Here is a 24,991-nt window from a genome sequence, read left to right on the forward strand (position 1 = left end):
AAATCATTTCTTCTTTTTCGTTAGTTTTCTAAACGATTCTTCTGATATTGGATGTCCATGTATTGTGTTTGCACTTAACTCCACTCTCATGTACTGAGTTTCTTTTCCGTCATTGGCGCCTATGGTTTTTCCCATGTCAATTACTTTCCATGGTTTTCCGTTGTTAACATCTTGACCATTTGCAAACGCGTGCCGCTCTAACGCTTCAATGTCCGTGCCGGGTAGATATTTAGCTGCACCTCCATTAGCGGTCGATTTTACAACAGATGGCCAAGGAGCCTTAGGCGCCACATGTTTATTGCCATGATTTGTCCATTGAACGTCGGGAGGAGGCGGGGCTCCATCGCTTACCCTGGCTTTTCCTTCAGGTATTTCAGCGCTTTGCCCCGGAACGCATTTATCTCCGCCTGGACAAGTATTCAACCCTAGGGGATCCACCCACCCCGTAGGGTTAGGCACATACTGGTAGCTATTCAACCCACCTGCAAGCTTGATGGGATCCGGGGTCAAGAACCGTCCAGTCCCCGGATTGTAGTAGCGGTGGCGGTTGTAATGTAACCCTGTCTCGGTGTCGAAATATTGCCCTTGAAAACGCAATGGGTTGTCGATTTCGCTGACGTCCAGCGCCGCGAGATTGCCGTAAGCGCGGTATTTTGCCGACCACATGATTTCGCCGCTGTAGTCGGTGAGTTCCTGCGGGGTGCCGAGGTGGTCGAGTTGGTAGTAGAAGGGAGCCGCTTTTAGCGGGCCTTCTCCGTCGAGCATTGCCAACGGGCGGAAGCTGCCCAGTTCGTAGATGTAGCTGCGATAGCGGTTCTCTGCGCTTTCAGCGATGAGGCGTTCGCCTTGCCAGAGGAATTCAGTGGTGTGGCCGTCGACGGTTTTCTCGATGCGGCGGCCGAAGGCGTCGTATTTGTAGGATGCGGTGCTGCCACCCGGCAGGCTGACACCGATCAGGCGGTGCTGGCAGTCGTAGCGGTATTCGGTGACGAGCTTCTGGCCGCTGCCACGGCGTTCACGAATCAGGTTGCCGTAGGCGTCGTAGTCGTAGTGGCGGTCGCCTTGCATCAGTAGGCGATTACCTTTGACGTTGGCGAGGTTGGCTGTGGGCAGGTCATTTTGTCCGAGCAGGTTACCCGCTGGGTCGTGCGCGAAGCTTTCTGGTGTGGCGCCGCGTACGCTGATCAGTCGGTCGAGCGGATCGTAGTGATAGCTGCGGTTGCCTTTGCGGCTGTCGTTAATGCCGGCGAGGTTGCCGTTGGCATCGTAGTTGTAGCGACGCTGGAACAGGTGTTTGTCCCGTTGGCTGACGCTGTGCGCTTGAAGGCGGCCCTGTTCATCGTATTGGTATTGGCTGAGTAGCAGACCTTGCTGGCGCTGTTGTTCGCGACCAGCGCTGAATTGGTGGCTGGTCAGCCGCGAGCCGTTGAGGTCAATGCTGCTGAGTTGCCCGCCAGGTTGGTGGCGGTAATCGAGTTTGCTGCCATCGGGCAAACGGCAGTGCTTGAGCTGGCCAACGCTGTCGTATTCGTAGCGCAGAGTGCCCCAGCCTTGGTGTTCTTCGATGAGTCGGTCTTGCAGATCGTATTTATAGGCGAGCGGCCAGTGGCCGTCGTCGACGTTAACGAGGCGACCAAGTGCGTCGTAGCTGTAGTGAATCTCCTCACCATCGGGTAGCGTTTTTACCAGCAAGCGGCCTGCGGCATCGCGCTGGTATTCGGTGACCAGTTCACTACCGTCGTCACCGAACTCGGTTTTCTTCAGCAGTTGGCCATTGAGGTCGTACTCGTATGCGGTGCGGCGTCCGTCGAAACCGGTTTCTTGTTGAATCAGACCGTTGGCGTAGTAATCGAGATGGTAATGCTCGCCACGCTCGTTTTCGATTTCAGTGAGCAGCAGGCGCGAGTTGTCGTAGCGGTAGCGTAGTTGGCTACCGTCGGGATTGATGCGGCGGCTGACTAGGTGCAGGTTGTCGGCGTATTCGTAGCGGGTGATACGGCCGAGCTCGTCGCGTTCGGCGGTGACTCGACCGTACGCGTTGTATGTAAATGCCCGTGTTGCTCCACCGGGCAAAGTAATTTGTGCCAGGCGATTCGCGGCATCCCATTGGAAGTGCGTGATGGCACCGTTTTCGTCCTGACGTGTGATCTGCCGGCCGAGTGCGTCGTAACGGTATTTGCGCTGACTACCATCGGGCAGGCGCTCTTCTAGTAGCTGGCCGAGACTATTCCAGCCCAACTGGTGCCGGCTGCCATCGGGCAGGCCGATTTCCTGCAAACGCCCCCGACGGTCATAGCTGTAGTAGGTGGTGTTGCCGTCCGGATCTGTCTGCTGGGTGATATCGCCTTGATTATTGCGCTGATATTTCCAGACTGCTTTACCGCGAACGACCTTACTTACGAACCCACGGCTATATTCATAGCCCGTTGGTTCGTCTTCTGGAGGTATGACCGCGACCAGATGCCCTGATTCGTTGTATCGGTATTCGGTGATAGCTCCGAGCGGATTTTGCTCTGCAACCAAGCGTCCCTTATCGTCATATGCTTTGAGATTTTCGGCTCCGTCCGGATCAATTTGAGCAACCAGTCGGGCCTGGTCGTCGTGGGTGTATATCTCTTCGCTACCGTCTGCGTTCGTGACAGTAACGCTTCCTTTATCATCCCAAACATAGCGAGTATCCATCTGCGAGAAGTTCGCCCAGTGATGAATACAGCGTGCAGATTTGCCCTCTTTTTCCCATTCCCAATAGAAACTGGCACCTCCGGCTAAACGGCGCTCGAGAATGACGTTTTGATCGTTATAGGCGTAACGCTCGGCTTCTCCGGCGGCGTTTTTCGCTTCAATCAAGCGATGTTGCGAATCGTAGGCATAACTGATGATCGTCTGGACAGTGGTCCATACATCTTCCAGATTGTCTGCGGGTGTGAACTGTTGATAGTCGACTGCCACAATGTGTTTACGGTCGTAGCGCAACAGCAGGGCACGACCGGCACCATTGTCGATACGTTTGATCCGACCGTGAATATCGCGCGTGACATGAAGGCGGTTGTCGTATTTGTCACTGATGGCTATCAGTGTTGCGCCTTTGCGATCGTAGCGGAAGTGATAGAACTGAGCATGCTCGCCAGCCTGAGTGAGAATAAGTTCTGAAGGATCGTCCCCGATGAAGATGGCTGCTTCCGAGAGGCTATTGGTTATCGCCGGGCGTTGGATGCTTGGAAGTGGGAAGGTGATCACCCGGTTTTCATGATCAGTCCATACCACTTCATCGGCGTTGATTTCTATCCGTTGGGCTAACGCGTGGCTCCAGCCAAAACCCAGCCCACAATCGATTTCCGCTGCGCTGGTCCGATAGAGACGAGTCCAGCTAAATGGTGCAGGCCCTCCGAGCTCTCCATCGGTCAGCGTCAGTAGCTCTTCGCCAGTGACCATGGAGACCGGGCAGCCGTTAGTGCAAGTGTTCTTTGCGCAAGTTGCGCTTTTTTCATCTGGGGTCTTGGATTGTGCAGGGGCATCGTGCCGGGTTTTCGGGGTTTCGACGGTGGTCACACGCTTCCCATCAAAACGCAACTCGGAAATCCCGTTTCTGACCTTCGCCGTCACCCCACGCGCCGCCACAGCGGTGTACTTGGCGACATACTCCATAAAGCCGTTGATGATCTTGAACACCGACTTCACGAAGCCGATGACAGCCTTGATGACGAGCTCTCCGTACTTCTTCAATCGGGCGGCAAGGTAGATGACGCCGGTACCTTCCGCAGCAACGGTCAATACGACACCGATCACGATGTCGATCGCAATGCCGACGACAATGGCCGTGGTCATCTTCGCTACATCGCCCGCCATCTTCATCGGCGGCAAGGCCGCCAGCCAGATCACCGCACTGCGCACGAGCAAAAACAAAGCGGCTTCGTCACTGGCCAGCAACATGGCTTTTTTCATGACGTCCGGCGTGCTTTTTGCCACTTTGATCAGTTCGTCCGCGCCAGCGCCGAGATCCTTCGCAAACTTTCCTGGGTCCTGAAGGATGTCGAGTACGAGACTGATGCCGTCCCATACACCCTTGATCGCTTCCCAGCCACCTTCCAGAATGCCGTTGCCGATGGCCATGGCTGTACCGGAAGTCGACAGATTCGACCATTGCGGTTTGAAGCCGACCCACTCCTTGCGCAGGAAACCTTCGAGGTCAGCGGTCACACCGCTATAGGAGCTGAAGAGGGCGTCGATCTGCGCCGGAGTCACTACGTTATGCACACGAATTTTGTAGAACTTGCCTGGCACACCGCCGGTCCATGCGGCTTTGCCTTGAGCGTCGAGTTTGACCTTGCTGACCGCACCACCGTCCACGGCCACGATTTCGACTTCGATATCGCCGACTGGAATGTCGTAAACCGATTCGAATTTGCTCTCGATCAGCAACGGCCCTTTGAGCGGGCATTGAGCCACGTTCGAAGTGAAGTTACCGTCGGTCATGCTCACCGCTTTGCTGGTGTTGCCCACCTTGATGACACGTTCCATGCCCAGCAAAGACGGCATGTCAGCGGCACGGCTACCTTTGTCTAGCGCCTGCGCGTACCAGGTTTTGGTTTGTTCCCGATACAGCTTCAGACTGTCCTTGAAGGTGTTCAGTTGGTTGTCAACAAAGGCAACGCGATCCATCAGCCTTGCTCCAGAATCAGGTGGTTTATCAAAGCTTCTTTAAGATTTTGCGGCGCATCCGGGCGGCGCACGAAGCGGGTGATTTTCAGCTTCAGATTGTTCTCGGGCCACGCGGTATAGAGGTCCGGGCGGTCTTCTTCCAGCCACTGCATCAGGTTGCTGACCAGCGTCGCCGGATTGTCCTTGCTCAACCCATCCAGCAACTCCTTCGGCACCTCCCACCACGGCCAGTCCCTGACCTTCGGCACCACCCGTGTGCCCACTTCCAGCGCTTGTCCATTAATCAGATACCGCTCAAACACCGGCAGCACCTCTCCGGCCTTCTCCCCAAGCCCCCGCAGGATCGGATAAATATGCCGCCCATCCCAAAACCGGAAAAACACTTCAGTGCCGTCCGGCATCTTCACCTGCGTCAGGCTGCGCAGATGTTCGAACACTTCGTTCGGCGCTGAACGCGATGTCGCCAGCCAGCCCCAGTCCAGCGCATCAGTTTCAGCGATCCAGGGCAGGAAGGCCGAATTCGGCTTGAGTTCGGTGAGGTAGGGCATCACCGGTTGCCAAGTGGAGTAGGGCGTGCCGCCCCAGATCGGGATGAGCTGGGCGGTGGGTTCGGTGAGGTACAGGGTTTTCAGCGCGTCGGCGTCGCTGGCCGCGCTGATGATCAGGTACAACCGCTCGCCACTTTGCAGCGGCTGTTGCGCCAGCCAGTCCTTGGGGGTGGTTCGTTCAGATGGCACAGGCACCTGCCTTGCATTTTTCGCATTCTTCACAGAATGGGGCGTTACGTTTTAGGGTGTTGATTTGCGCCGGGGTCAGGACCTGGCCAGCCTTGTCGGCATCCGCCTGTTTCAGCACGCCGGGCATCAATGGCGCGGCGCCCGTACCAACGCCGGGGCTGCCGCCGGAGTTCATGTTGATCACCGGCCCACTCATGGTCACGCCACCAGCGTCGATCTTGATGAAGCTGCCGCCGCCGATCAGCGTGAGTTCCGCACCAGCCTCCATCACCACTTTCATGCCGCTGCTCAGGTGGATTTCCTGGCCGGCGTCGATGAACTGGCCGGTGCCGATCTTGATGTGCTGGTTCACGCCGACGGTGAGGTGGTCGTTGGCGCGGGTTTCTACTTTGCGGTCGGCGTAGACGGTGTGGTGTTCTTCGGCCTTGAATTCGCTGTAGCTGTTCTGTTCGACGGTGTCGTGGCGTTCGTTGCCGACGCGGATCTTCTGGTCGTGCTCGATGTTTTCGTCCCAGTCGCGCTGGGCGTGCAGGTAGATCTGTTCCTGACCTTTCTTGTCTTCAATGCGCAGTTCGTTGTAACCGCCACCACCCATGGAGCTCAGGGTCTTGAAGGTGCTGCGGGTCTTGTTCGCCGGCAGTGGATAGGGGACGGTGTTTTCCTTGTGGTACAGGCAGCCGCTGATCAAGGGCTGGTCGGGGTCGCCCTCAAGGAACGTGACCAGCACTTCCATGCCGATGCGCGGGATGGCGATGCCGCCGTACTGGGCGCCGGCCCAGGCGCTGGAGACGCGCAGCCAGCAGCTGGTCTTGTCGTCGGCCTGACCTTCGCGATCCCAGTGGAACTGGACTTTGACCCGGCCGTATTCGTCGCAGTGGATTTCTTCGCCTTTCGGGCCGGTGACCACCGCGCTCTGACTGCCGAGGATGCGCGGTTTCGGGTGGCGCAGCGGTGGACGGTTGGGCACGTCCCACGGCGTGGCCTGAAAGCGGTTGCGATAACCCTGATGGAAATCGTCTTTCAGCGCCGTGGTGTCGCTGGTCACCGACTCTTCGAGCACCTGCGGCTGCTTGCCTTCGTGCAGGACTTCGGTGAGCAGCCACAGATCGTTCCACTTGGCTTTCGGGTGGTCGGTCAGGGCGAGGAAATGGCCGCTGACCAGCAACGGCTGATCACTCTTGCCTTCGGCGAGCTGGAAGTCGCTGCGGTGGCGTTCGAGGGCGCGTTTGGCCAAATGCTTGCCGCGCTCGCGGTCGATGAAGCGGCCCGGGTAATCGTAATCTTCAAGGTCGGGCAGGGCGTCGCCACGGTTCTCGCTTTCCAGGGTCAGGCGCGGTTTTTCGAAGTCGTAGTCGCGGCGGGTGGTGCGGCTGGTGCGGGTTTCCAGGCGCAGGTCGAAGCGCTTGATCACCGGGTTGCTGGCGACCATGCCGGAGTCTTGCTGATAGGGCACAGGCGCCAGTTTCGGAAACACCGTCTGGTCATCGCCGAACAGCAGTTTGTGGCCTGTTGTGGTGTGCTGGAAGTGGTAGTGAATACCTTCCTCTTCGCACAGGCGCTGGATGAAGTGCAGGTCCGACTCGTCGTATTGCACGCAGTAGATGCGCTCGGGATAGATCGAGCCGGTCTTGAATTCGTAGGCGTTGCTTTGGATGCCGTGCTCTTCGAGCACCATGCCGATGATTTTCGGCACGCTGAGGTTCTGGAAAATGCGCTGGTTGATGCGATGCGCGAGGTACGCCAGTCGCGGGCGCAGGGTCACCGAATAACGGGTCAGGCGCTTGCCGGAATCGCCTTGCGCGGCGCGGTAGATCTGGCCATGAATGCCGCTGCCGTCGGGTGACAGCTGCAGAAAGGCCGGTTTGTGCAGCAGGGTTTCGAGGTCCAGCGACGGCTGCTCACTGACCAGCTCCACCTCAAAGACAAAAGGCTGGCTGATGGCTTCCCGGCCTTGCAGGGTAAACACCTGAAAGTCGGCGGAAAGCCCTTCGATGGTCAGGGCAAAGTGGGTTTCATTGGCCGGCGCGAACATCCCTTGTTCCTCGTGCTGTACAGCGGCGCTCGTCGACGGCCGCAAAAAGCGGCTCAACGTACGCGAAATTCTGGAGGGGCGTAAACAACATCGACCAGCAGAGCTGGCCGATGCGTGTAACGGTCAGCCGTAATTAAACGACTGGAGCACGCCAGTCATCGGAACCCGAAGTACCGGATACTTCGTGGGTCCAGGTGATTTTGCGGTAGGTGAACTGCACTTCTTCCAGGTGGGTGAAGTGCGCGTTGCCTGGATCCTGGCAGTTGTGCATTTTGTTGTTGATGGCGACGATGATCGCGTCTTCCAGTTTGGTGGTGTAGTAGTGCTCTTGGGTGCCTTGGGCCGAAGTGCGGTACCACTGGATAACGATTTCGCTCATGCGCTCGCCGGAAGTCAGTGCGGCTTGCAGCAGAGGCGAAGCCTTGTCGTAGACCTTGGTGATCACAACTGGCTTGTGCACGCGCTGACCGGTTGGCTGACCGGATTGCGGGTCACGCGGGATGATCACGTCGTGGGTGAAAGCCTGAACCATGACCTGGTCTTCGTGGCCTTCCTGATAGGTGTTGCCAACGGAGTCGGCGGTGAACGCGCCGGCAGTGATCAGGCCTTGTTTTTCGCCGGTAACCGACATGTACGCTGGTGTTGCCATGGGGTGCTCTCCTTGCGGATAAATTGAGGGTGCCCGGAGGCGAAATCGCCCGGTGGGTGGCTGAGGGGTATCAAGGAGCGTGCCAGGTTTGGAGAGGTGCCCGGCTGGCGGGGGCGCCATGGTGGTCGGTGATCTTTCGGGGCGATTTTCAGCGGAATAATCAGAAGAAAGTGCGCAAGAAGTTGCGCAGTACTGCGCAACTTCTTGCGCACTTGGCTGCAGGCCTTGCACTGCTTGGGCTGCAGAGGATTTAGGCCCTGAAATATTACGACCTACTGCGCAACTTCTTGCGCAGTTGGGGATTTGCCGGGACCGAGGGGGTTGCTTCGCGAGCAGGAAATTTTGGTGTGCCGGAAAGCGTTAGCGCACCTCGAAACTTTCGATGGCGTGATCGCAGAATCACTATGTAAAAGCTGGATGTAGGAAGTCGAGTATTTTCGGCACGGCTATGTCTGTAGGAAATTCCTGTTTTTGCACTCGCTTCAGCGAAATGCCCCCCAAACGATGCTTTTTCCATTATTCATTCTAAGTGCACGTATCGCTGCGGATGCTCCGCTCTTCGCGGAACCTGACCGAGCCTGACGAATGACATAGGTTGTTTGCAGTGCAAAGTGCCGCAGATAGCCCATTGCTCAAAGGCCCGCGGCAAGAGTTGACCTCAACCATGGTGGTGAGCGCCTCTTCAGAGCGCAAGCAACATCTGGAAGCACACTTGAGCGCAGAGCAGAGAAATTTTCGATCCAGGCTGAAGGCTCGAGGTCCGGGTAACCCTTGTTTGGAGACCGAACATCAATACGAGTGGATTAACCCGATCGCTTACTCAAGCGGGGCCACGTTTCGGATTGTTACTGCAGTGAGATCAAGGCAATTAATAAACATATAACTCCTAGTCACTTGTTCAACGGAGCAGGTCATTGAAAAAGGATATTTCAAGCAGAATGGTCAGCAGTCATCGTTTGACTTACCTCGATTCGCTCAGGGCCTTGGCGGCGCTGACAGTCATGGGCTCTCACTATATTGAAAGAACGCCACTCCTCAGCTGGGTGGTATTCGATTACTTTCGGCCGGGGCAGTTCGGCGTCGTGGTTTTTTTTATGGTCAGCGGTTTCGTAATTCCGTTCAGTTTCAAGGATTATCCCGGAAAGAACCGGCGGTTCATGATTTCAAGGTTTTTCAGGTTGTACCCTGCCTATTGGCTCTCAGTAATATTGGCCTGCTTTGCTATTGTTTTTTTTATTTCGGGGGAGCTTGAAGAGAGCAGGGTATTGGCAAACATCACCATGGTTCAGGCAGTGTTAGGGTACGCCAACTTGTTTGGTGTGTATTGGACCTTATTTGTCGAGCTGGTTTTCTATGGTCTTTGTATCGCGCTGAGTCTATTCGGATTGCTGGGGTGCCTGAAAACAAGGTTCTGGTTGGCAATAGCACTACTATTGCTTGCGCTGACCGGAGCGGCGGCACGACATTATTACTCTGTCTCGGCCCCTGTTGGAATCCTGTCATCGCTTTCATTGATGTTGTTTGGAGGGATATGGCGCAACTATCAAATCGATCGAAATCCGTCGGGAAAGAAATACAGCATGATCTGGATCGCTATGTTTGTTACCGCATTTCCGATCATCGCACTGCTGGCTTACGATATCGATCAAGGGCTGCAAGAGAGTGCCTGGAATTTTACCGGTAGTTATTTTGCTGCGCTGGCGTTCTTTGTGTTGGCTACCACGGTGTTGAAACTGGAAAGCCGGGTGCTCGCTTTTCTAGGGACGATCAGCTATTCAGTCTATCTGATCCATCCGTTCTTCCTGGAGTTGGCTGACTCGAAGGTGCATCTGCAGAACGGTTTCAATGCTCCTGTTTTTGTTATTTATTGTCTGAGCACGCTTGTCTTCTCATCACTTTGTTATTTCTTGATAGAGAAGCGCTCGATTCGATTGGGCCAGCATATCAATGCAATTCTCGATGCGCGATTGACGAACAGCAAAGCGGCCGGCGCAGCGAAGGCATCATCGATCGAAGCGGGAGTCTGAGATCCTTGAAAATCTTACCCTTTGCTAATGACTGGGCAGGAAGTCCGGTAGATCGACTGACGCATCTGGATGCCTTGAGAGGCATCGCTGCAATGTTCGTGGTGGTAGCACACTTCATCGAACGAACCCCGCTCAAGGACTCTTTCTTCTTTGCTCATGTGAACTTGGGGCAGGTAGGGGTGGTGATCTTCTTCGTGATCAGCGGGATGGTCATTCCTTATAGTTTGAAACAGGGCCGGCATGCGCTGGCGGTTTTCGCCGTTTCCCGGTTTTTCAGACTCTATCCGGCGTATTGGTTCTCCATAGCTCTGGCGGTTGCGAGTTCGGACTGGTTTTTGTCGACGCCCGTACCGCTCTCCACAGTATTGATCAACATGACGATGCTGCAGGCCGCTGTGCAAACACCGGATCTGTTCGGCGTGTATTGGACTCTGATCATCGAGATGTTTTTCTACGTGGCTTGCGCGGCGTTATTCAGCGTCGGCCTCCTGGGTAAAGCCTGGGTGCGACTCAGCGCGGCAATCGGGTTGCTGGCAGTGGCGCTGATCTTTGCGATCACCAGGTTCTATCTGGCCAAAAAGATCCCCGTTGCGCTGCCGTTGTGCCTCTCAATCATGTTTTTCGGCAGTCTGTGGCGGGATGTCAGCCTGGGCCTGGCGCATGGGCAAGCTCACCGATACGTCGCTGTCTGGTTGGCATTATTCGCGTGTTTGCTTCCGATTATCTGCCTGCTGGCTTACAGCGCCGATCAGGGCTACAAGGAAAATCCGCTGGTTTATATGACCAGTTATCTGATCGGTATGGCCATTGCCCTTGTGGTGACGTTGTTCCTGCGCAAAAGCATCAACAGCCTGACGTTCCTGGGCACGATCAGTTATTCGATGTATCTGATACACCCGTTCTTTCTGGAGTGGGCGGCGTATGCGACAGACCTGCAGGCACAATTCGAAGTTGTGGTTTTTCTGAGCTACTTGCTGGCGACGCTGGTAATGGCCAGTGTCGTTTATGCATTGCTGGAAAAACCAGGTATTGGCTTGGCCAAGGCGATCAATTCGAAATTGCAGCGCGGCGCCAGCAAAAGAGCGCAGGCCTGAGGATCGAGAGCGTCTTATAAATGAAACACCGCCCTCGGCTATACTCCCCGCATTTCGATCAGGCACGAGGATTCACTGTGAAGAACTGGACGTTGCGCCAACGCATCTTGGCGAGCTTTGCGGTGATTATCGCCATCATGCTGTTGATGGTGGTGCTGTCCTACTCGCGGTTGCTGAAAATCGAGGCCAGTGAAAACAGCGTGCGCGACGATGCCATCCCCGGCGTCTACTACAGCTCGATGATTCGCGGCGCGTGGGTCGACAGTTATTTGCAGACCCAGGAGCTGCTCGGCCTCAAGGAAGGCCAGGGCATTTCCAGCGAAGATGCGGCGGACTACAAGGCATTCGAGGCGCGTCTGCAAGAGCAGATGGCCAACTATCGTAAAACCATGGCTACCGACGAAGACCGTTCCGAGTTCGCCCTGTTCGAGAAATATCACGATACCTACATCGAGATTCAAAACGCTGTACTGGACCTGCGCAGTCGTAATCTTGAAGCGGATGCGGTCAAGTTATTCAACGAAAAACTGACTCCGGCCTGGTACACCGGGCGCATGAAACTCAACGACATCATTGGCGAAAACAAAGTCGTCGCTGATACCGCCATGGCCAACATCGACGACGCGGTGGCGACGGCCAAAGTCAGCATGGTCATTTCCCTGCTGGTCGCGGTGCTGGCCGCGGGCCTCTGTGGGTTGCTGTTGATGCGCGCAATCATGGCGCCGATGAACAGGATCGTGACCATCCTCGACATCATGCGCACCGGCGACCTGAGCACGCGCCTGAACCTCGATCGCAAGGACGAGTTCGGCGCGGTCGAAACCGGCTTCAACGACATGATGACCGAGTTGACGTCGCTGGTCTCCCAGGCCCAGCGCTCTTCGGTGCAGGTGACGACCTCGGTGACCGAGATCGCCGCCACCTCCAAGCAGCAACAAGCCACCGCTACCGAAACCGCAGCGACCACCACCGAAATCGGCGCGACCTCCCGCGAGATCGCCGCGACCTCGCGGGATCTGGTGCGGACCATGACCGAAGTGTCCACAGCTGCCGATCAGGCCTCGGTGCTCGCCGGTTCCGGCCAGCAAGGCCTGGCGCGCATGGAAGACACCATGCACTCGGTAATGGGCGCGGCCGATCTGGTCAACGCCAAACTGGCGATCCTCAACGAGAAGGCCGGCAACATCAATCAGGTGGTGGTGACCATCGTCAAAGTGGCCGATCAGACCAACCTGCTGTCGCTCAATGCGGCGATCGAAGCCGAGAAGGCTGGCGAGTACGGCCGCGGTTTCGCCGTGGTCGCTACCGAAGTCCGGCGTCTGGCGGATCAGACCGCCGTGGCCACTTATGACATCGAGCAAATGGTCCGCGAGATCCAGTCGGCGGTGTCGGCCGGAGTGATGGGCATGGACAAGTTTTCCGAAGAAGTGCGCCGTGGGATGTCCGAAGTGCAGCAGGTCGGCGAGCAGCTGTCGCAGATCATCCATCAGGTGCAGGCGCTGGCCCCGCGAGTGTTGATGGTCAATGAGGGCATGCAGGCCCAGGCGACCGGCGCCGAACAAATCAACCATGCGCTGGTGCAGTTGGGCGATGCCAGCAGCCAGACCGTCGAATCGCTGCGTCAGGCCAGTTTCGCCATCGACGAACTGAGCCAGGTGGCCGTCGGCCTGCGCAGCGGCGTTTCGCGATTCAAAGTCTGATGAGCGAAATCATCGCCAAGCGTGGCGCCGCGCCAGTGGCGAAACCGGCGCTGTTTCTGCTGTTTCGCATCGGCAGCGAACGCTATGCCCTGCGCGCCACCGAAGTGGCCGAAGTGCTGCCGCGCCTGCCGTTGAAACCGATTGCCCGCGCGCCGCATTGGGTGGCCGGGGTGTTCGCCTATCGCGGCGCGGTGGTGCCGGTGATCGATCTCAGCGCGCTGACGTTTGGCCAGCCCGCCGAGGCGCGCACCAGCACGCGGCTGGTGCTGGTCAATTATCAGCCGGATCACTCGCAGCCCGCGCAATGGCTTGGGCTGATTCTCGAACAGGCCACCGACACACTGCGCTGTCATCCGCAAGATTTTCAGCCCTACGGCCTCGATAACCGCGCGGCGCCGTACCTCGGCCCGGTGCGCGAAGATGCGCAAGGATTGCTGCAATGGGTGCGGGTCAATGACTTGCTCGATGACGCCGTGCGCAGTTTGCTGTTCCCCGATCCGCCGCGCGATCCGGCGCAGCTTGAGGCGCTGCCATGAGTGGTGATCAGCGCTTTTTTGATTTCCTCAAGGAACGCATCGGCCTCGATGTCGCCTCGGTGGGCGCGGCGATCATCGAACGTGCCGTACGCCAGCGCACCACACTTTCCCAGGCCGCGCACGCCGACGAATATTGGCAATTGTTGCAAGGCTCGCGGGATGAACAGCAGGCGCTGATCGAAGCGGTGATCGTCCCGGAGACGTGGTTTTTCCGCTACCCGGAATCCTTCGCTACGTTAGGCAAACTGGCGCGAGCTCGGCTTAAAGAACTCAACAACATGCGCGCGTTGCGCATCCTCAGCCTGCCGTGCTCTACGGGCGAAGAACCCTATTCGATTGCGATGGCCTTGCTTGATGCCGGATTGCAGCCGCATCAATTCAAGGTCGACGGTATGGACATCAGTCCGCTCTCGGTGGAAAAGGCCCGGCGTGCGTTGTATGGCAAGAATTCGTTTCGCGGTCAGGATCTGGAATACCGCGAACGACATTTTTTTGCCGAGCAGGACGGCCACCGGGTCAACGAATACGTTCGCGAACAAGTGCGCTGGCAAGTCGGCAATGTGCTCGATCCGACGCTGTTGGCGAACGAGCCTGCCTTCGATTTCGTGTTCTGCCGCAATTTGCTGATCTACTTCGACCAACCGACCCAGAAGCAGGTGTTCGAAGTGCTCAAGCGCCTGACCCATGTCGACGGCGTGCTGTTTATCGGCCCGGCGGAGGGCAGTCTGCTCGGGCGCTTGGGCATGCGCTCGATCGGTATCGCGCAGTCGTTCGCTTTCAGCCGTCACAGTGAGCCGCACCCCGAACCACTGCCGACGCCCAAACCAGTTGCCGTACCAATCAGCCAACCACCCCGCAGCACGCCGCCAGCGCCAGTGCGCAACCGGCCGTTCGCTGCCGTGACGCCTTTGCCGGTAACGAAAAAAACTGCTAACCCCGACGCCGCGACATTGCTGGCCCAAATCGCTGCACTTGCCAACGAAGGCAAAAGCGCCGAGGCCCGTGCCGCGTGCGAACAGTATCTGCGCAGTCATGAACCGGTGGCGCAGGTGTTCTACTGGCTCGGCCTGCTCAGCGATGTCGCCGGGCTGAGCCTCGAAGCCCAGGGTTATTACCGCAAGGCTTTGTATCTCGAACCGCAACACCCCGAAGCACTGATGCACCTGGCCGCGTTGCTCCAGGCCCAGGGCGACTCGGTGGGTGCCCGACGATTGCAGGAGCGCGCCGCCCGCAGCGGGCGCACCGCCGACAGTGAGCGTAAATGATGAGCGCGTCCGACACCTTGAACGTTACCCACGAAGACGCCCGCGCCATCGACGATTGCTGGAACCGCATCGGCATTCATGGCGACAAGTCCTGCCCGTTGCTGGAAGAGCACATCCATTGCCGCAACTGCTCGGTGTATTCCGCCGCCGCCACGCGCCTGCTCGACCGCTATTCGTTGCAGCAGGACCAGCGCGACGCGGTGGTCAGCAAAGTCGAAACCGACGTCAAGACCCGCTCTTTGCTGATGTTCCGTCTCGGCGAGGAATGGCTTGGACTGGCGACGCGCAGCCTCGTTGAAGTCGCGCCGCTGCAGGCGATTCATTCGCTGCCGCACCAGCGCTCGCGCGCCCTGCTCGGCGTGGCCAACGTGCGTGGCGCACTGGTCGCGTGCCTGTCGCTGGTGGAATTGCTCGACCTTGACGGCAGCGTTGCGCCGGTCGGCGGCGGACGAGTCATGCCGCGCATGCTGATCATCGCCGCACACGGCGGGCCAGTGGTGGTGCCAGTGGATGAGGTGGACGGCATCCATGCCATCGACGAACGTATCCTTGATGCCGCGTCGCAGTCCGGTGCGCAGACCAGTGCCAGGTACACCCGTGGCGTTCTGCAATATCGCGGTCGCAGCCTGCGCTGGCTGGACGAAGAACAGTTGTTGTCCGCCGTGACCCGGAGCCTGACATGACCCCCGAGCAAATGCGCGACGCCTCTCTGCTCGAACTGTTCAGCCTCGAAGCCGAGGCCCAGACCCAGGTGCTCAGCGCCGGGCTGCTGGCGCTGGAGCGCAATCCGACCCAGGCCGATCAACTGGAGTCGTGCATGCGCGCGGCGCACTCGCTCAAAGGCGCGGCGCGGATTGTGGGCATCGACAGCGGCGTCAGCGTCGCCCACGTCATGGAGGATTGCCTGGTCAGCGCGCAGGAAGGCCGTTTGTTACTACGTCCCGAGCACATCGACGCGTTGTTGCAGGGCACCGACCTGCTGATGCGCATCGCCACGCCGGCCAACGCGCCGCAATCGACTGACATTGAAGCCTACGTGGTGTTGATGGGGCGTTTGCTCGATCCGTCGGCAGCAGCCGCTGTCGTTGCTTCGCCGCCGATGGCCGATTTGCAGATCGAGCCAGCGCCAGTGGTGTCGGCGCCGATTATTGACGAGCCCGCCGAGCCGACACCGCGCAAAAACAAACGCACCACCGAAGGCGGCGAGCGCGTTTTGCGCGTCACCGCCGAGCGCCTGAACAGCCTGCTCGATCTGTCGAGCAAATCGCTGGTGGAAACCCAGCGGCTGAAACCGCATCTGGCGACCATGCAGCGTCTCAAGCGCATGCAGAACAACGGCCTGCGCGCGCTGGAAAATCTCAACGTTCACCTGAAGGAGCACGCGCTGAGTCTGGAAGCGCTCGAATCGCTGGAAGATGCGCGACGCCTGCTCGCCGAGTCGCAGCAACTGCTCAGCGAGAAAAACGCCGAACTCGACGAGTTCGCCTGGCACGCCAGCCAGCGTGCACAAGTGCTCTACGACACCGCGCTGGCCTGCCGCATGCGCCCCTTCGCCGACGTGCTGAGCGGGCAGGCGCGCATGGTTCGCGACCTCGGTCGCAGCCTCGGCAAACAAGTGCGCCTGGAGATCGAAGGCGAGAAAACCCAGGTCGATCGCGACGTGCTGGAAAAGCTCGAAGCGCCGCTCACGCATCTGCTGCGCAACGCCGTCGATCACGGCATCGAAACCCCGGAACAACGCCTGCTCAAGGGCAAGCCCGAAGAAGGCCTGATCCGCCTGCGCGCCTCCCATCAGGCCGGTTTGCTGGTGCTGGAATTGAGCGATGACGGCAATGGTGTCGATCTGGAGAAAGTCCGCCGCAGCATCATCGAACGGCAGTTATCCCCAGCCGAAACTGCAGCGCAATTGAGCGAAGAAGAACTGCTGACCTTCCTGTTTCTGCCCGGTTTCAGCCTGCGCGACAAGGTCACCGAAGTGTCCGGCCGTGGTGTCGGTCTGGACGCTGTTCAGCACATGGTTCGCCAATTGCGCGGGGCCGTGGTGCTGGAACAGACGGCGGGCGAGGGCAGCCGTTTCCACCTGGAGGTTCCGCTGACCTTGTCGGTGGTGCGCAGCCTTGTGGTCGAGGTCGGCGAAGAGGCCTATGCGTTCCCGCTGGCGCACATCGAACGCATGTGCGATCTGGCCCCCGAAGACATCGTGCAGGTCGAAGGCCGTCAGCACTTCTGGCACGAGGGCCGCCATGTTGGCCTGGTGGCGGCGAGTCAGTTGCTCAATCGCCCGGCCAGCCAGAACGCCGGCGCTACCCTCAAAGTCGTGGTGATCCGCGAGCGCGAGGCAATCTACGGCGTGGCGGTCGAGCGTTTCGTCGGTGAGCGCACGCTGGTGGTGCTGCCGCTGGATGAGCGCCTGGGCAAGGTTCAGGACATCTCCGCCGGGGCCTTGCTCGATGATGGTTCGGTGGTGCTGATCGTCGATGTCGAAGACATGCTGCGGTCGGTGGACAAACTGCTCAATACCGGGCGCCTGGAACGCATCGCTCGCCACGGCAACCAGGCTGCCGAAGCGGCGCGCAAACGGGTGCTGGTGGTCGATGATTCGCTGACCGTGCGCGAGCTGCAACGCAAACTGCTGCTCAATCGCGGCTACGATGTCGCGGTGGCGGTGGACGGCATGGACGGCTGGAACGCGCTGCGTTCGGAGAACTTCGATCTTCTGATCACCGACATCGACATGCCGCGCATGGACGGCATCGAGCTGGTCACCCTGTTGCGCCGCGACAACCGTCTGCAATCGCTGCCGGTGATGGTCGTGTCGTACAAGGATCGCGAAGAAGACCGTCGCCGTGGACTGGACGCCGGCGCCGACTATTATCTAGCCAAAGCCAGTTTTCATGACGACGCCCTGCTCGATGCAGTGGTCGAGCTCATTGGGGGAGCGCGGGCATGAGGATCGCAATCGTCAACGACATGCCCCTGGCGGTGGAGGCCTTGCGCCGAGCACTGGCCTTCGAGCCGGCGCATCAGGTGATCTGGGTCGCCAGCAACGGCGCCGAGGCGGTGCAACGCTGCGCCGAATACACCCCGGACCTGATTCTGATGGACCTGATCATGCCGATCATGGACGGCGTCGAAGCCACGCGGCGGATCATGGCCGAGACCCCGTGCGCGATTGTCATCGTCACCGTCGACCGCCAGCAGAACGTGCACCGCGTGTTCGAGGCCATGGGCCACGGCGCGCTGGACGTGGTCGACACCCCGGCGATCGGCGCCGGCAATGCCCAGGAAGCGGCGGCACCGTTGCTGCGCAAGATCCTCAACATCGGCTGGCTGATCGGCGACAAGGCGCCACGTTCGCGCCCGGCGCCGAGTTCGCCGCGCAGTTCGCCGTCACGCCAGCGGCTGGTGGCGATCGGTTCGTCTGCTGGCGGGCCGGCGGCGCTGGAGGTTTTGCTCAAAGGCCTGCCGAAGGATTTTTCCGCGGCGATCGTACTGGTGCAGCATGTCGATCAGGTGTTTGCCGCCGGCATGGCCGAATGGCTGGCCAGCGCCAGCGGTCTCGATGTGCGTCTGGCCCGTGAAGGCGAGCCGCCGCAAAGTGGTGCGGTGTTGCTGGCCGGGACCAATCACCATATTCGCTTGTTGAAAAACGGCACGCTGGCCTACACCGCCGAACCCGTCAACGAGATCTATCGCCCCTCGATCGACGTGTTTTTCGAGAGCGTGGCCAGTTACTGGAACGGTGACGCGATCGGGGTTTTATTGACCGGGATGGGGCGCGATGGTGCGCAAGGGCTTAAGCTCATGCGCCAGCAGGGTTATTTGACCATCGCTCAGGATCAGCACAGCAGTGCGGTGTACGGCATGCCCAAGGCTGCCGCGGCGATCGATGCCGCGGTGGAAATTCGCCCGCTGGAAAAGATAGCGCCACGATTGCTGGAGATTTTCCCCAAATGAACAGGTTGATCGGCAATCCAGGCCCCCGCAGTACTCAGGTGACCGCTCATGAATGATTTACAGATCGACGACATTAAAACCGACGAGAACGCCGCCATGGTGTTGTTGGTGGATGATCAGGCGATGATCGGCGAAGCGGTGCGCCGTGGGCTGTCGGATCAGGAAAACATCGACTTCCACTTCTGCTCCGACCCGCAGCAGGCCATCGCCCAGGCGGTGCGGATCAAGCCGACGGTGATCCTCCAGGACCTGGTGATGCCCGGCCTCGATGGCCTGAGCCTGGTGCGCGAATACCGCAATCACCCGGCGACCAAGGACATTCCGATCATCGTCCTCTCGACCAAGGAAGATCCGCTGATCAAGAGCGCGGCGTTCTCTGCTGGCGCCAACGACTATCTGGTGAAACTGCCGGACACCATCGAACTGGTCGCGCGCATTCGCTATCACTCGCGCTCGTACATGACGCTGCTGCAACGCGATGCGGCCTACCGTGCGTTGCGGGTCAGCCAGCAGCAATTGCTCGACACCAATCTGGTGCTGCAACGGCTGATGAACTCCGACGGCCTGACCGGGCTGTCCAACCGCCGTCACTTCGACGAGTACCTGGAACTGGAGTGGCGCCGTTCGCTGCGCGATCAGACGCAGCTGTCATTGCTGATGATCGACGTCGATTACTTCAAGTCGTACAACGACAGTTTTGGCCACGTAGAAGGCGACGAAGCGTTGCGCAAGGTCGCGACGGCGATCCGCGAGGCCAGCGCGCGACCGTCGGATCTGCCGGCGCGTTATGGCGGCGAGGAGTTTGTGCTGGTCCTGCCGAACACCTCGCCGGGCGGCGCGCGGCTGTTGGCCGAGAAGCTGCGCCAGACCGTGGCCTCCTTGAAAATCCCGCACAACACCCCGGCGGAAGGGGCGAGCCTGACCATCAGTATTGGTCTGGCGACGATGGTGCCGCAGGCGGGTAGCGATTGTCGGTTGCTGATCTCGGCGGCGGATCGTGGCCTTTATCTGGCTAAAAACAACGGTCGTAACCAGGTCGGGATCGAATAACGGCTTTCCCTCACCCCAGCCCTCTCCCGGAGGGAGAGGGGGCCGACCGAGGTGTCTGGCGCTGTACATCGACCTGATCGACCGAGTCGATTATGGATCTTCAGGCTTGGCGATTCCGGATTCGGCAAAGCCCTTTCACGTCGGCGTACCTCTCAAATATCCCCCAATCGGTCCCCTCTACCTCAGGGAGAGGGTTAGGGTGAGGGCAAAGGCTTTAATGATCCCCACACCCGCCAGACGGGCTGCCGTCACAGCCTGATTACGTTATACTCGCCGGCTTTCAAAAGTTCGCCAACGAGTGCTGCCCGTCATGGAAATCAACCCGATCCTGAACACCATCAAGGACCTGTCCGAGCGCTCCGAAACTATTCGGGGGTATCTTTGACTACGATCAAAAGCATGAGCGTCTGACCGAAGTCAATCGCGAGCTTGAAGATCCGAGTGTCTGGAACAAACCTGAATACGCCCAGGAGCTGGGCCGCGAGCGTGCCGCGCTGGCGCAGATCGTCGACACCCTCGACGAACTGAACGGCGGTCTGGCTGATTGCCGCGACCTGCTGGAAATGGCCGTCGAAGAAAACGACGAAGGCGCAGTGGGCGATGTCGTCGCCGAGCTGGCCCGTCTCGAGGAAAATCTGGCCAAGCTGGAATTCCGCCGCATGTTCAGCCATGAAATGGACCCGAACAACGCCTACCTGGACATCCAGGCCGGGTCCGGCGGTACCGAAGCGCAGGACTGGGCCAACATCCTCCTGCGCATGTACCTGCGCTGGGCTGACAAACGCGGTTTCGACGCCACCATCATGGAACTGTCCGCCGGTGAAGTCGCCGGGATCAAGGGCGCGACCGTGCACATCAAGGGCGAATATGCCTTTGGCTGGCTGCGTACCGAGATCGGCGTGCACCGTCTGGTGCGCAAGAGCCCGTTCGACTCCGGTAACCGTCGCCACACTTCGTTCTCCGCCGTTTTCGTCTCGCCAGAGATCGATGACAAGGTGGAAATCGAAATCAACCCGGCAGACCTGCGGATCGACACCTATCGTTCCTCCGGTGCCGGTGGTCAGCACGTAAACACCACCGACTCGGCCGTACGTATCACCCACGTGCCGACCAACACCGTGGTCAGCTGCCAGAACGAGCGTTCCCAGCACGCCAACAAGGACACCGCGATGAAAATGCTGCGGGCCAAGTTGTACGAGCAGGAAATGCAGAAGCGCAACGCCGCCTCGCAAGCGCTGGAAGACACCAAGTCGGACATCGGCTGGGGTCACCAGATCCGCTCTTACGTGCTCGATGCCTCGCGGATCAAGGATCTGCGTACCAACATCGAACGCAGCGATTGCGACAAGGTGCTCGACGGCGATATCGACGAGTATCTGGAAGCCAGCCTGAAATCGGGCCTGTAACAGACGCCAAAACAGGATCGAGCGACTCGACTCGATCCCTGTAGGAGCCAGCCTGCTGGCGATCCCCGGGCCGCAGGGCCCGGGGGCAACGAACCTGATGGAATACTTAAAGACATGAGCGACCTACAACTCGACCCGCAAGCCCTGCAACAGGAAGAAAACTCCCTGATCGCCCTGCGCAAGGAAAAGCTTGCTGCCGAGCGCGCCAAGGGCAATGCCTTCCCGAACGACTTCCGCCGCGAAAACTACTGCGATGCCTTGCAGAAACAGTACGCGGACAAGACCAAGGAAGAGCTGGCAGAGGCTGCAATCCCGGTCAAGGTAGCCGGTCGCATCATGCTCAACCGTGGCTCGTTCATGGTGATCCAAGACATGACCGGGCGCATCCAGGTCTACGTCAACCGCAAGACTTTGCCTGAAGAAACCCTGGCCGCGGTGAAAACCTGGGACATGGGCGACATCATTGCTGCCGAAGGCACTCTGGCGCGTTCCGGCAAGGGTGACCTGTACGTTGAAATGACCAGCGTGCGCCTCCTGACCAAGTCGCTGCGCCCGCTGCCGGACAAGCACCACGGCCTGACCGACACCGAACAGCGCTACCGTCAGCGCTATGTCGACCTGATCGTCAACGAAGACGTGCGCCAGACCTTCCGCGTCCGTTCGCAAGTGATCGCGCACATCCGCAGCTTCCTGATGAAGCGCGACTTCCTCGAAGTCGAAACGCCGATGCTGCAGACCATTCCCGGCGGCGCCGCGGCCAAGCCGTTCGAAACCCACCACAATGCGCTCGACCTGCCAATGTTCCTGCGTATCGCCCCAGAGCTGTATCTGAAGCGTCTGGTGGTTGGCGGTTTCGAGAAAGTGTTCGAGATCAACCGCAACTTCCGTAACGAAGGTGTTTCGACTCGTCACAACCCTGAATTCACCATGTTGGAGTTCTATCAGGCGTACGCCGATTACGAAGACAACATGGATCTCACCGAAGAACTGTTCCGCGAGCTGGCGCAACTGGTTCTGGGCAGCACCGACGTGCCGTACGGCGACAAGGTGTTCCACTTCGGCGAACCGTTCGTGCGTCTGTCGGTGTTCGACTCGATCCTCAAGTACAACCCTGAGCTGACCGCCGATGATCTCAACGATATCGACAAGGCCCGCGCCATCGCCAAGAAAGCCGGCGCCAAGGTGTTGGGCTTCGAAGGCCTGGGCAAACTGCAGGTGATGATTTTCGAAGAGCTGGTCGAGCACAAACTGGAACAGCCGCACTTCATCACTCAGTACCCGTTCGAAGTGTCGCCGCTGGCCCGTCGCAACGACGACAACCCGAACGTCACCGACCGTTTCGAGCTGTTCATCGGTGGTCGTGAAATCGCCAACGCCTACTCCGAGTTGAACGACGCGGAAGACCAGGCCGAGCGCTTCATGGCGCAGGTGGCCGACAAGGACGCCGGCGACGACGAAGCGATGCACTACGACGCCGACTTCGTCCGTGCGCTGGAGTACGGCATGCCGCCAACCGCCGGTGAAGGTATCGGCATCGATCGTCTGGTGATGTTGCTGACCAACTCGCCGTCGATCCGCGATGTGATCCTGTTCCCGCACATGCGACCGCAAGCGTAAACGTTTCAGTTGAAAAGCCGCCTAAAACAGGCGGCTTTTTATTGCCTGTCTGGTACAAATGTATCAATTGGTTAATTTGCAAATAGCAGAGGAAGTGCTGTCGTGATGGGTGCAATAGCTCAAGAAGGTGCAGCGGGTATCGCCACTGCGGTCGCTGAAAGTGTTCAGTACCAGGGCCGCAAGGCCAGCCGACAGGGCAGTGAGCAGCGTCGCCAGGACATTCTCGACGCAGCAATGCGCATTGTCGTGCGCGACGGCGTGCGTGCCGTGCGCCATCGTGCGGTCGCGGCGGAGGCGGGTGTGCCGCTGTCGGCGACCACGTATTACTTCAAGGATATCGATGACCTGCTCACCGATACCTTTGCCCAATACGTCGAACGCAGCGCGGCGTACATGGCCAAGTTGTGGGTCAACAACGAAGGTCTGTTGCGTGAGATGGTGGTCAGCGCCGACGGCAGCCCCGAATCGCGCTCGCAACTGGCCGATGACATTGCGCGGCTGATGGCCGATTACGTGCACCGGCAATTGATCAACCGCCGCGAGCATTTGATGGCTGAACAGGCATTCCGTCAGGAAGCGCTGCTCAACCCGCGTCTGGCGATTCTGGTGCGTTCGCATCAGCAGATTCTGCTGCAGGGTACTTGCCAGTTGTTCCAGGTATTGGGCTCGCGCGAACCGCAGCAGGATGCCAAGGTGTTGACGGCGATTATCGGGCGGATGGAATATCAGGGCCTGCTCAATGACGCCGAGCCCCTGGCCGAAGAGGACATGCTCGGGATTCTGACGCGGTATATGCACCTGGTGCTGGCATCGGTCTAGCGTTTGACGCTACACCTGTGGGAGCGAGCCTGCTCGCAAAAGCGCTCTGATATTCAACATCTCCGTTGTCTGACACAGTGCATTCGCGAGCAGGCTCGCTCCCACAAAGGCTTAAAGTCTGAGTTTCAGCACGTCACGTTTTCTACAGGAGTTTCGGGTGGACGATTACCAGCAGACGATACGCATGTTGTCCGATCGCATTGTGCTGGCGCAGACGCCGATCCGCGTGCTCGATGCGGTCAAGTGGGACGACAACGTGCGCAAGGGCTTCCTCAAGGCCAAAGGCAAGGAAATGCCGGCGGTGGATCGCGACTACTACCTCAACCGTCCGCTGTCATTCGATTCGAGCCAGGTCAAACTGGAATTCCAGAACATCGAGCGTGACATTACCCGTCAGCTCGGCCAGTTCAACCCGGTCGGGCAGATCATGCGGCGCATGTGCAAGGAATACCGCATGGTCGTGCGCATGCTCGAAGCGCGCGGCACCGAGGATTTCGGCCTGATCTCGCAAGAGCTGTACGGCGCGGCGTCCGATGCCTTCCACGCCGGTGACCCGACCCTGGCCGATCTTGGCCTGATGATGTCCGACTACCTGAACAACATCGACGGGCGCGGCGACCTCAAGGACGAGCCGAAAATCCTTACCGCCAAAGACGCCGTGCACCTGCTGCAAACCCGACTCAACAAGGTATTCGGCGAGGCCGAGGAAACCATTCGCGTATTCGAGTCCGACGGCATCGTCGCCGACGCCGCAGCGGGCGCCGACTACATCAAGATCCGCACCGACGCGCTGTTCAACGACCGCGATGTGCGCGCACTGGAAGTCCACGAAGGCCTCGTGCACGTCGGCACCACGCTTAACGGTTTGAACCAGCCGATCTGTACGTTCCTGTCGAAAGGCCCGCCCTCGTCGACGGTAACGCAGGAAGGTCTGGCGATCCTGATGGAAATCATCACCTTCGCCTCCTACCCGAGTCGCCTGCGCAAACTGACCAACCGCACCCGTGCGATTCACATGGTCGAGGAGGGCGCGGACTTCTTGCAGATCTACGAATTCTTCCGCGAGCAGGGTTTCGAAATGGCCGAAAGCTACGGCAATGCCAGCCGGGTTTTCCGTGGCTCGACGCCGACCGGTCTGCCATTCACCAAAGACTTGTCCTACCTCAAGGGCTTCATCATGGTTTACAACTACATTCAGTTGGCCGTGCGCAAAGGCAAGCTTGAGCAGATTCCGCTGTTGTTCTGCGGCAAGACCACCCTGGAAGACATGCGTACCTTGCGGCAACTGGTGGATGAGGGGCTGGTGGTGCCGCCGAAGTATCTGCCGGACCAGTTCCGGGACTTGAACGCGTTGTCGGCGTGGATGTGTTTCTCCAACTTCCTCAACCATTTGAGCCTGGACCGGATCGAAGCGGATTACTCCAATATCCTCTAGACCCAACG

General features: G+C 58.9%; 17 protein-coding genes. 13 read left to right on the forward strand and 4 right to left on the reverse strand.

Annotated features, from left to right (window positions below):
* Positions 1-3: 3 nt before the first annotated feature.
* The 4 genes from LIS66_RS05175 to LIS66_RS05190 all read right to left on the reverse strand — a co-directional run bounded on the left by LIS66_RS05175 (position 4) and on the right by LIS66_RS05190 (position 8,077).
* Entirely contained in the window at positions 4-4,659 is a 4,656-nt protein-coding gene (locus LIS66_RS05175; protein WP_042606935.1) for an RHS repeat-associated core domain-containing protein, read from the reverse strand.
* Positions 4,659-5,396 (reverse strand): DUF4123 domain-containing protein, encoded by a 738-nt coding sequence (locus tag LIS66_RS05180; protein ID WP_042606936.1) that lies wholly within the window; start codon positions 5,394-5,396, stop codon positions 4,659-4,661. The genes LIS66_RS05175 and LIS66_RS05180 overlap by 1 nt, the downstream gene beginning before the upstream one ends.
* Positions 5,386-7,428, reverse strand: coding sequence for a type VI secretion system tip protein TssI/VgrG (gene tssI / locus LIS66_RS05185; RefSeq protein WP_227973760.1), 2,043 nt, complete (start codon positions 7,426-7,428; stop codon positions 5,386-5,388). The genes LIS66_RS05180 and tssI overlap by 11 nt, the downstream gene beginning before the upstream one ends.
* 133 nt (positions 7,429-7,561) lie before the next feature.
* Entirely contained in the window at positions 7,562-8,077 is a 516-nt protein-coding gene (locus LIS66_RS05190) for an Hcp family type VI secretion system effector (RefSeq protein ID WP_007949952.1), read from the reverse strand.
* Between the two features lie 914 nt (positions 8,078-8,991).
* On the opposite strand from LIS66_RS05190, the gene LIS66_RS05195 reads away from it, so the two are divergent.
* From LIS66_RS05195 to LIS66_RS05255, 13 genes are all read left to right on the forward strand, one after another.
* Entirely contained in the window at positions 8,992-10,104 is a 1,113-nt protein-coding gene (locus tag LIS66_RS05195) for an acyltransferase family protein (RefSeq protein ID WP_227973761.1), read from the forward strand.
* A 5-nt stretch (positions 10,105-10,109) separates the two neighbouring features.
* The gene (locus LIS66_RS05200; protein ID WP_227973762.1) at positions 10,110-11,198 is read left to right on the forward strand and encodes an acyltransferase family protein; all 1,089 of its coding nucleotides are present in this window, start codon (positions 10,110-10,112) and stop codon (positions 11,196-11,198) included.
* 77 nt (positions 11,199-11,275) lie between these two features.
* Entirely contained in the window at positions 11,276-12,898 is a 1,623-nt protein-coding gene (locus tag LIS66_RS05205) for a methyl-accepting chemotaxis protein (protein ID WP_042606940.1), read from the forward strand.
* Positions 12,898-13,434, forward strand: coding sequence for a chemotaxis protein CheW (locus LIS66_RS05210; protein WP_227973763.1), 537 nt, complete (start codon positions 12,898-12,900; stop codon positions 13,432-13,434). The genes LIS66_RS05205 and LIS66_RS05210 overlap by 1 nt, the downstream gene beginning before the upstream one ends.
* The gene (locus LIS66_RS05215; RefSeq protein ID WP_227973764.1) at positions 13,431-14,699 is read left to right on the forward strand and encodes a CheR family methyltransferase; all 1,269 of its coding nucleotides are present in this window, start codon (positions 13,431-13,433) and stop codon (positions 14,697-14,699) included. The genes LIS66_RS05210 and LIS66_RS05215 overlap by 4 nt, the downstream gene beginning before the upstream one ends.
* Entirely contained in the window at positions 14,699-15,382 is a 684-nt protein-coding gene (locus LIS66_RS05220) for a chemotaxis protein CheW (protein WP_042606943.1), read from the forward strand. Before LIS66_RS05215 ends, LIS66_RS05220 begins: the two co-directional genes overlap by 1 nt.
* Positions 15,379-17,649, forward strand: coding sequence for a hybrid sensor histidine kinase/response regulator (locus LIS66_RS05225; RefSeq protein ID WP_227973765.1), 2,271 nt, complete (start codon positions 15,379-15,381; stop codon positions 17,647-17,649). Before LIS66_RS05220 ends, LIS66_RS05225 begins: the two co-directional genes overlap by 4 nt.
* Positions 17,646-18,656, forward strand: a complete 1,011-nt coding sequence (locus LIS66_RS05230) for a chemotaxis response regulator protein-glutamate methylesterase (protein WP_042606945.1) — start codon at positions 17,646-17,648, stop codon at positions 18,654-18,656. Before LIS66_RS05225 ends, LIS66_RS05230 begins: the two co-directional genes overlap by 4 nt.
* Before the next feature lie 48 nt (positions 18,657-18,704).
* Positions 18,705-19,706, forward strand: a complete 1,002-nt coding sequence (locus LIS66_RS05235; RefSeq protein WP_064364280.1) for a response regulator — start codon at positions 18,705-18,707, stop codon at positions 19,704-19,706.
* A gap of 310 nt (positions 19,707-20,016) precedes the next feature.
* A protein-coding gene (gene prfB, locus LIS66_RS05240; RefSeq protein ID WP_116658289.1) for a peptide chain release factor 2 occupies positions 20,017-21,112 on the forward strand; the annotation gives its coding sequence in 2 pieces (ribosomal slippage) (positions 20,017-20,088 and positions 20,090-21,112; 1,095 coding nt in all).
* Between the two features lie 114 nt (positions 21,113-21,226).
* A complete protein-coding gene (gene lysS / locus LIS66_RS05245; protein ID WP_042606948.1) occupies positions 21,227-22,729 on the forward strand; it encodes a lysine--tRNA ligase in 1,503 nt (500 codons plus the stop codon).
* A 105-nt stretch (positions 22,730-22,834) separates the two neighbouring features.
* The gene (locus LIS66_RS05250; protein WP_039762412.1) at positions 22,835-23,548 is read left to right on the forward strand and encodes a TetR/AcrR family transcriptional regulator; all 714 of its coding nucleotides are present in this window, start codon (positions 22,835-22,837) and stop codon (positions 23,546-23,548) included.
* Between the two features lie 184 nt (positions 23,549-23,732).
* Entirely contained in the window at positions 23,733-24,983 is a 1,251-nt protein-coding gene (locus tag LIS66_RS05255; RefSeq protein ID WP_166554750.1) for a flavohemoglobin expression-modulating QEGLA motif protein, read from the forward strand.
* The last annotated feature ends 8 nt before the right edge of the window (positions 24,984-24,991 follow it).

Source organism: Pseudomonas sp. HN2, assembly GCF_020736465.1.
In the GTDB taxonomy this organism is placed as follows: Bacteria; Pseudomonadota; Gammaproteobacteria; order Pseudomonadales; family Pseudomonadaceae; genus Aquipseudomonas; species Aquipseudomonas moraviensis_A.